The organism is Chryseobacterium polytrichastri, from assembly GCF_900142445.1.
GTDB lineage: Bacteria > Bacteroidota > Bacteroidia > Flavobacteriales > Weeksellaceae > Chryseobacterium > Chryseobacterium polytrichastri.
Genome location: NZ_FRAV01000033.1, coordinates 50,493 through 57,372, shown reverse-complemented (window position 1 = coordinate 57,372; position 6,880 = coordinate 50,493). Strand labels below are relative to the sequence as shown.

The window sequence follows — 6,880 nt, the reverse complement described above, 5'->3', positions numbered from 1 at the left end:
AAGGAATATTGGTAAATACAGAGCAAGAGCAAAACCAATAGTTCCTAAAAATCAACGAAATAGCTTATGAAATACACTAACTTAATGACATTGGGCTAAAGCCCGTTCCTATTGATTAAAATATTATATTTTAAAAAGTCTTCGTCATATCCGCAGGAATAATCAGATTAAACTCTGTTGGGATATAGTCTTTTTCAGGAACTTTCAATTCTGGAGTTTCAGATTCAAAAACAGAGATCACTGCCATTTTCAGGTTTGGATTTTTCTGTTTGATATACCAATAAATTCCTCCAAATTCTTTGCTGTGATAATTTCCGTTATAATGAACGAATGTTTTTCCAGACTTGATATTTTTCAAGATCGATTCTGCCATCGTTGCATCTTTGGTAGCCTGTGCAGAAATAAAGTTCATCACTTTCATTTCTTCTGCATGATCACCCATCATTTTTTTCATTTCAGGATAACCTGGAGTATCTAATGTTACTTTGATCGGTAATTGAGCGATGTAGGTTTTCTCTTTTGCCGTTAATTTATTTAAAGATTCCAAGCCTTCTTTTGAAGTTTGAGAAGCGTACCTTCTTGGGATATTCGTCGCAATAAAACTCAGTTTTTTATCTTTAGCAAAATCAACCAACGGTTTATAATCTGTTGCGTAATTATTCCATAAACGCGCTGAATCTTTTAATGTTTTAGCATCAAACGTTCCGTTTAAATATTGGTTTAATTGTGATTGATTATCTCTTTCAAACATCTCCGCTCCTAAAATAAGCTGTCCGTTTTTCTGTTGATATAAAGCTTCTGTAATCTTTAACTGTAACCAATGGTTGATCGAGCTGTTATGATTTTCACCAAAGAATACCACATCATATTCAGCCAATTCTTTGACTAATTTATCTGTATTAACCTCCTTCCCTTTTTGATTATAAAATTGATATGCTTTTACGTTTTGAGCATTGAATGAACAAAAACTTGCGAGCAATATCGCTATGAAAATATTTTTCATTTTTATTTAAATTTAATGAATCTTTTAAACACTAATGTCACGAATTCTTTTCGCAAATATCACAAATTTCTATCAAGGAATTTACTTGAAAATTCAATGTTTTTGTTGGAAAATCGCAAAGGCGCAAAGATTTTAGTTTTTCTGTAATAGGTAAGGCACAAGAAAATCAAAGATTTTCGGCAAGCATTCAATTTAAAACGTTATCAATTTTATCGCAGATAAAATCCTTGCGCCTTAAAACACCTTCTTACATATAATTTGCGCCTTTGCGATTTAATAACAAGTTTAAAAAAAGTGCCATTAGTTTTGTGCTTAATTTAAAATAAAAAAGACCGCTTTGAATTACGAAAAAACAAAACGGCCTCATTCAAAATCATCTAATTATTATTTTTCTAATTCCGCTACAAGGTCTTTCCACTCTTGTAATTCAGGAATTCCTGGTTTTCTTTTTCCGAAGAACTGAACAATAAAGTCACCTTCTTTGTTGAATACTTCAATGGCTGTTACTTCACCGTCTTCTGTTGTCTTTTTCACGATCCAAGCTTCTGTAATTTTCGTTACATCCAAGTGTAAATTGAAATCAGGGTCCATTACGTTGAACCATTGTTGGTGCCAAAGCGTTTTCTTAACTTCTCCTGTGTGGATCTGGATAAGACCTCTGTTTCCAACAAATACCATGATTGGAAGTTTCTTTTCTGAAGCATCTTCAAGAACGTTCACCACTTTAGCATTGTCTATTTTTTTAGCATATCCTTCAGGAGCTAATCTCAACGCCTGCGTTCTGCTTACTCCGAATTTTCTTGTCATCATAAAGAAATCGTGAGTATCTTTTAATTCTGTCCAAGCTTTTTTGAAACCTTCAGCATCAATATCTGCATCTGCTTTTTCAGGAGCTTTAGGAGCAACCGCTTCAAATTCAAAAGTCTGATTTTGATCTTCAGCCTTAAATTTTTCAACAATACTATCAAAAGCAGCTTCGTTACTGTCTTTAGTTAAATAAATTTTGTGCAACGCCAATCCGTCTTTTCCGAAAAACTGAAGACTTTTTTTATCACCCTCAACTACTGCTAAAGCAAATTTCCAGTGATTAAGGAAAATTCTTAAATCAATATCTTCACCTACGAAAAGTTGGGCATGAGGACTGCTGAAATCTCCATTCAGGTAAGTTCCTTTTCTTTCGTGAACGCATTCGTCATTACGCGTAAGCGCCATTACTTTTCCTAACTGCTCTACTTCAGTTAAAATATTTTGAAACTCAGGTTTTAGAACAGTTACGCCTTCCCCTACGTTGGTAACTAATAATTCAGCTTCGCTTACGCCTAGTTCTGCAGCAGCATTTCTAATTCTTACATGTGGATTTTCTGCTTTTAGAGCGTCCCATTTTCCTTTTAGATCGTTAACTAATGTGCTCATTTATTTTATTTTTTTATGGTTAAAACTGTATAATTTCTTGTTATGGTTTCGTTCCCTGCTTTGCTTTTTACTTCTTCTTCTTTTTCAGAGATCTTCATTCTTTTAAAATGGCTTTTAGAAACTGTTTCTTCCATTTCATCCGTATTATACAATGTAAAATCGAATTGAGTGAAAGGCAATTTTTCCATGAAATCTCTTTGTCCGAAAGTAAGAACGAAGGTTCCTTTATCTTTCAATACTCTGTAAATTTCATTTAAAAAATCAACAGGTTCTTCCCAAAAATAGACGGTGTTTACGGTAAATATCTTATCGAAAACCTCATCTTCAAAAGGAAGCTTTTTTCCTTCGTATAAGACAAAATCTGCTTGATCTTTAAATTCTTTATTTAAATCTTTAGCTTCATTCTGCATGGTTTCGGAAATATCGATGCCTGTATATTTTAAATTATTGGCAATATTCAAAATACTTTTCAGGTGTCCTGCATTTCCGTGTCCTATCTCCAGGATGTGTTCATTGTCTTCTATTAAAAGTGTTTTAATACTTTCTAATGTCATCCCGATATTGGTGGCATTCATCATTTCACCAATCTCTTTTCCTTTTTCTCCTTGTGGATTGGCAAGGTTTTGAGCCAGAATTTTTAGTTCATCTTTTTCCATGGTTATCCAAAAATGATCATTGGGTTATTGGTAATGGGGTGTCCGCAAATGGTGCATGGAAAATTATAAGCTTCACTGATTGTATCCGCTGTAAAAACCTCCTGTGGCGTTCCATAAGCAGAAACCTTTCCAGATTTCATTAATAATATTTTATCGGCAAACTGAGCCGCAAGATTTAAATCATGCAAAACAACAATCGCCGAATTGGCTTTTTGAGTAAAATTTTTAATGATTTCCAATGCTTTGTATTGATGTTTAACATCAAGATTATTCAAAGGTTCGTCAAGAAAAACCAATTTATGGGTGATTTCATTTTCCAACTGTGACATTACTCTTGAAAGGTGTACACGCTGTTTTTCACCGCCTGACAGCGTATTGTATTCTCTGTCTTTCAGATGAAAAATTTCAGTTTCGTGCATTCTCTGGTTGGTAGCATCCACGTCTTCCTGTCTTGGCTGCGCATCAAAATAAGGATATCTTCCCATCATGACAACATCTTTCACCTCAAGGGTAATATCATTGCTGTTGTGCTGGGAGAATTTTGCCTTATGTTTTGACAACTCTCTTACTTCCCAGTCATTCAATTCTTTATCTTTAAATACAATTTTTTGCTTTGATTTCACTTCATTCGCCAGAACACTCAATAAACTTGATTTTCCGGCTCCGTTCGGGCCAACAATTGCTAAAAATTCACCGTATTCCAAAGAGACATCAACCCCATCTAAAATGTGGAATTCTTTATGCTTATAACTGATTTGATGCGCCTTTATCATTACAATGATTTTTTGAATTTAATTAAAATAGCAATAAAGATAGGTCCTCCAATTAACGAGGTTAAAATACCAATCGGCAATTCTGAAGGAGCTACAATACTTCTGCTGAACGTATCGGCAATCAACAATAAAATACTTCCCAACACCGCTGATAATGGTAAAATAAAAGTATAATTGGATTTAAATAAAAGCCTTAAAATGTAAGGGACAATAAGCCCCACAAAACCAATCGTTCCTGAAAAGGCAACGCAGGTTCCCACCATTAAAGAGGTGATAATAACAATCTGTTTTTTCAGTCTTTCTACATTGATCCCCAAATGCTGAGCATCTCTTTCTCCCAACATCATTGCATTTAATGCCTTCCCTTTTGGAAGTAAAATCAAGTAAGAAATAATGATAACTATAGTTAAAACAGCATTTTTTGTCCACGTTGCACCGGCAAGACTTCCCATATTCCAGAACGTAAGATCTCTAAGCTGTTCATCTTTTGAAATATAGATCAGAAATCCTGTAATCGAAAACCCGATTGATGTAATGGCAACACCGCTTAACAACATCATTACAACATTTGTTTTTCCTGCGCTTGTTGAAATTCTGTATACCAACATCATCGCTAATAAAGCTCCCACAAACGCTGAGATACCTACTAATGAAAATTGTACCATCTCAGGAAGATATTGCTTAAAATGCCCTCCTAAAACAATTGCAATTGCTGCAAGTAATGTCGCTCCCGAAGTAAGACCTATTGCTTCCCCCGTCGCCAATGGATTTTTAAATAATCCCTGTAAACTCGTTCCTGAAACTGCAAGCATACTTCCGATCAAAATGGCCATAATAATTCTGGATGCTCTTACATCCCACACTACATATTTATCACTTAATGATAAACTCGTATCTCCTTTTATAACTCTTCCCAACACTTCAAACGCAGATTTACCCCCAAAGTCGTAAACCCCTGTATTAAGAGACCATACTGCTATGATGAAAAGCAGTATGGTACTTATTGTAATGTAAAAGTATAGTTTACTTTGTGTTCTCAATTAAAAGTTTGTTTAATCCAACAGCAGCCTTTCCTAATCTTGGTCCGAAACCTGAAACCAAGCCTCCATCCATCGCAATGATCTTCTTGTTTTTACCAGCGTTTGTCTGAGAAACACCCGGCATTTTCAATGCACCTTCGTTTCCTCCGGCACCCTGTAATCCGCTTGAGAAGAAGAACAATACATCCGGATTTGCTTTTACTACCGCTTCCGGAGTTAAAGGTTTGAAATCTTCGAAATCATTCACTGCATTTTCACCTCCTGCAAGATTGATCAAAGCAGCCATAGGCGTATTTTTACCGGAAACCATCAACATATTTCCTCTAGCATAGATGAACAATACTTTTGGTTTCTTAGCGATAGGCTGAATTTGTTTTAAATCTGCATCAATTTTATCGTTTAGCTTTTGATAATCTGTGTTACCAATTGCTTTTGCAACGTCTGCGATTAATTTTTTAGTTCCGTCAACCGTAAATTCCTGTTTGAAAACCTCAGCTTGAATTCCTGAAGATTTGATTTTACCCATTAATTCCGGGTTGATATCTTTATCAGAAGCCAAAATTAATGTTGGAGAAACCGCCATAATAGGCTCGATAGTAATTGATCTTATGTGACCTAAATCTTTAGCTGTAGCTTTTAATGATTCAGGATATGTACTTGTAACATCTGTTCCAACAATTTCTTTTTCGTGACCTAAAGCAGCTACAATCTCTGTAATTCCGCCATTCAGCGTAACAATTTTATTATTCGTTTTTGGAGCTTCTGAACTTGCTTCTGTTGTATTTTCTTTTTTAGCACCTTCCTCTTTTTTGCAAGAATATACTGCAACAAGCATGGAAGCCGCAAGAATGAATTTTTTCATGATATACTATTATTTGATTTATTTTTTATAGACGTGAGTATTGGAATTTAGGATAACCTCTTACTCCTTCATTATTAGTTAATCTTGTAAATTTCAACTTATAATAATCTCCAGCTGAGTCTTTGATAACATAAAATACATCACCTTTCACTTGGTATCCTGATGGACCTACCTCTCTCCAATTTGAACCAATTACTCGTTGATCATTATGAGTAAATTTAGATTGATCAACATCTACTGACTTAAATTTATTGAAAGCGTCTACGGCTGAACCTGTTGATGTTTTCACTTCGTAAGCACTTACGCTTCCCAAATTATTTGTAGTAACAAAATCTGCATATATGTAGCTTCCTGCACCTTCAATTGTATTTGTAAATACAGTAAAACAAATATCCCATTTATTTTTCTCTGGTTGAATAGATACTTTATTACCCGATTTTAAACTTAAGAAAGTATAGTTGTAAGCTGTATTCTTATTTATTACAACTTCTTTAATATTAGTTCCAGTTGCATTCAGTTCTCCATATTTTACTTTGTAAGCATCACCTTGTCTTATTACCTGAACTTTCATCCATCCTCTGCTATCACCTCCTGTTGCTACCGATCCTACCGCAACATTTCCTGTAAATATATCTTTCCCCATATTTAACAAATAGATAGCGTTTTCAGAATCATTTGCTTTTACTTCTCCTATTGCTGTATATCCACTTGGATAATTTCCGTTTACATCATCAACATATATCGTATTATTAGGATTGAAGTTTGCTACCTGTACTAAACTTTGTAATGACGCTACGTTTGCAGAAGTTACAGCATTAATATCAGTAACATTGGAAATTTTCCCTGCTGCCATCATAATAGACGAATTTAAAACCACTTTAAATTCATTTCCAGAATAAAAGGCTAAGTCCCAATCAGTTCTTTTTGTAAGTGTTTGTTTGGGTTGGCCTGTCTGATCAACATCACTTAAGTCAATCCATACTTGATCTGGCTGGGTAGGCCCTTTTACATCAGCATCAACCACAGTACCTTCAGAAGCTGTAAATGGCACAGGATCATCATTGTCGTTAATACATGATTGAGATATAAACGATATTCCTATTACAAGATAAAAGAGAATTTTTTTCATTTTT

7 protein-coding genes are annotated in these 6,880 nt (G+C 34.6%); all 7 read right to left on the bottom strand.

Annotated features, from left to right (window positions below):
• Positions 1 to 130: 130 nt before the first annotated feature.
• A complete protein-coding gene (locus BUB80_RS17815; protein ID WP_073295759.1) occupies positions 131 to 1,003 on the bottom strand; it encodes a ChaN family lipoprotein in 873 nt (290 codons plus the stop codon).
• Between the two features lie 384 nt (positions 1,004 to 1,387).
• Positions 1,388 to 2,416: a hemin-degrading factor gene (locus tag BUB80_RS17810; RefSeq protein WP_073295756.1), complete on the bottom strand. Its 1,029-nt coding sequence runs from the start codon at positions 2,414 to 2,416 to the stop codon at positions 1,388 to 1,390.
• Positions 2,417 to 2,421: 5 nt separating this feature from the next.
• On the bottom strand, positions 2,422 to 3,072 hold the full coding sequence (locus BUB80_RS17805; protein ID WP_073295753.1) for a class I SAM-dependent methyltransferase: 651 nt from the start codon (positions 3,070 to 3,072) through the stop codon (positions 2,422 to 2,424).
• A gap of 2 nt (positions 3,073 to 3,074) precedes the next feature.
• Positions 3,075 to 3,845, bottom strand: coding sequence for a heme ABC transporter ATP-binding protein (locus BUB80_RS17800; protein WP_073295750.1), 771 nt, complete (start codon positions 3,843 to 3,845; stop codon positions 3,075 to 3,077).
• A complete protein-coding gene (locus tag BUB80_RS17795) occupies positions 3,845 to 4,885 on the bottom strand; it encodes a FecCD family ABC transporter permease (protein WP_073295748.1) in 1,041 nt (346 codons plus the stop codon). The genes BUB80_RS17800 and BUB80_RS17795 overlap by 1 nt, the downstream gene beginning before the upstream one ends.
• On the bottom strand, positions 4,869 to 5,747 hold the full coding sequence (locus BUB80_RS17790) for a heme/hemin ABC transporter substrate-binding protein (RefSeq protein WP_073295745.1): 879 nt from the start codon (positions 5,745 to 5,747) through the stop codon (positions 4,869 to 4,871). The genes BUB80_RS17795 and BUB80_RS17790 overlap by 17 nt, the downstream gene beginning before the upstream one ends.
• A 25-nt stretch (positions 5,748 to 5,772) precedes the next feature.
• Positions 5,773 to 6,876, bottom strand: coding sequence for an HmuY family protein (locus BUB80_RS17785; protein ID WP_073295743.1), 1,104 nt, complete (start codon positions 6,874 to 6,876; stop codon positions 5,773 to 5,775).
• Between the last annotated feature and the right edge of the window lie 4 nt (positions 6,877 to 6,880).